Raw genomic sequence first — 1360 nt, forward strand, 5'->3', positions numbered from 1 at the left:
ATTTTATATCAAATACCGCATGACTACTTTTTTGATAACCGTCCATACTCTCACCTCTATCGTAGTATGGACATTTAAAGACAAGGCTAAAAGCGGATACCGTCTAAAGACGGTGGAGTTAGACCACGCATTTGTAAATTAAATCAACTGAATGTAGCACTCGATACTTTACATTGCGACACGACTTCCTTTTCCGTATCTGGCGATTATCTTCCCGACTCTTCTTCTTCTGGTCTATCTGAAAAAGAACCCCTTTCCGTCACGTATGGATACAGTAAACAAAAACGTCCGGATTTGAAGCAAATCGTCCTGGGCATGGGCGTCCCTCCTCAACGGATCCCCATCGTAGCCAAGGTGGAGAATGGCAACACCTCGGATGTGAAATGGAACATGGAATTTGTTCAGAAATTGCGTGAAACCCTGTCAGAAGAGGACTGGTCGAACCTCCTATACCAAGCCGATTCTGCCCTCATTTCAAAAGGAAATCTCCAAGATTTAGCTGCCCATCAGTTGGATTTTCTTTCGCGGCTTCCTGATACCTTCAGACTTTCCACTGAATTAAAAAGCAAGGCGTGGAAGAACAATAAGTGGGAGGTCATAGGGGAATTAACGAGCCAAACGAATGGCTCCAACTACCGTTACCAAGCGTTTGAAGAAGAACTAGAGGGGCGGTTGTATCGATTCCTCGTTGTCCACTCGAGTCAATTGGAAAAACAGAAGGTGAAACGGATAGAAGCCGACATTCAAAAGGAACACGTCACCTTGACCAACGCGTTGGACAAGCTGGCAGACATGATTTTCCACTGTGAAGCAGACGCTGAAAAGGCACGAATCGCCTTTGAAAAAAAGCATAAAACCAACCTGCATGAGTATCAGTTAACAATCGAAATCGGAGAAGAACCGATCAAATGCGAACGCCGTGGACGACCCAAGAAAGACGAAGTCACTCAGACCGCCACCGTTTACCGGGTCCGTTTATCGTCCCTTGAGGAAAATCAAGGGAAAATCGACCAAAAATTAAGGCTATTGAGCACGTTTATTTTAATGACCAACCGGATGGATCGCTCGAGGCTTTCCGATGTGGACATGCTTACAACCTATAAAGGTCAATCGGCGGCGGAGACCCGATTTCGGTTACTCAAGGATGCACAGATGATTGACGCCGTCTTTGTCAAAACGCCGGAACGTATTGAAGCGCTTGGTATCGTCTATGTGATGGCGTTATTAATCTATGGCATGCTTGAATATCGAATCCGTGCTGAAATGAAAAAGCAGGAAGAACCCTTGATCCTCATGGGAAAACGGAAACTGTTTGAACCGACCGGACAAGCACTGTTAGAACAATTGAATGACGTTCGTA

1 protein-coding gene is annotated in these 1360 nt (G+C 45.3%); it reads left to right on the forward strand.

Features of this window, described 5'->3' with window-relative positions; genetic code table 11:
- Positions 1 to 147: 147 nt before the first annotated feature.
- On the forward strand, positions 148 to 1360 hold a 1213-nt coding region (locus tag U8D43_RS20865; protein WP_335873066.1), incomplete at its 3' end, for an IS1634 family transposase.

Source organism: Bacillus sp. 2205SS5-2 (assembly GCF_037024155.1).
In the GTDB taxonomy this organism is placed as follows: domain Bacteria; phylum Bacillota; class Bacilli; order Bacillales; family Bacillaceae_K; genus Bacillus_CI.